The sequence below is a fragment of the Paraburkholderia sp. SIMBA_054 genome, from assembly GCF_046534875.1.
Taxonomy (GTDB): domain Bacteria; phylum Pseudomonadota; class Gammaproteobacteria; order Burkholderiales; family Burkholderiaceae; genus Paraburkholderia; species Paraburkholderia hospita.
Genome location: NZ_JAWRXV010001797.1, coordinates 1 through 232, shown reverse-complemented (window position 1 = coordinate 232; position 232 = coordinate 1). Strand labels below are relative to the sequence as shown.

Here is a 232-nt window from a genome sequence, read left to right as displayed (position 1 = left end):
CGACTTCGACACGTGCGAGATCGTGGTATCGCTCGGTCGTGCCGTTGTTAATCAGGCGCAGCTCGGCTCCATCCGTCTCGATGACATCACCAAATGGAGCAAAAGCGTCTTTTGTTAGCGGTTCGACCACCAGAACTTCGACGTGCAAATCATCCTCCCCGTAAAAACAAAATTCTTATAGCGACAAAGCTTGGTGCTGTGCCTTCTGTCAATTGCGAAGCAGTTTCAACCG

The 232-nt window shown here is 50.9% G+C and carries 1 protein-coding gene; it reads right to left on the bottom strand.

All coding sequences use genetic code 11. The features are described from left to right. Positions 1-148: ureidoglycolate lyase (locus SB822_RS61275; RefSeq protein WP_410859689.1), on the bottom strand; the 148-nt coding region annotated here is incomplete at its 3' end. Positions 149-232 lie beyond the last annotated feature (84 nt).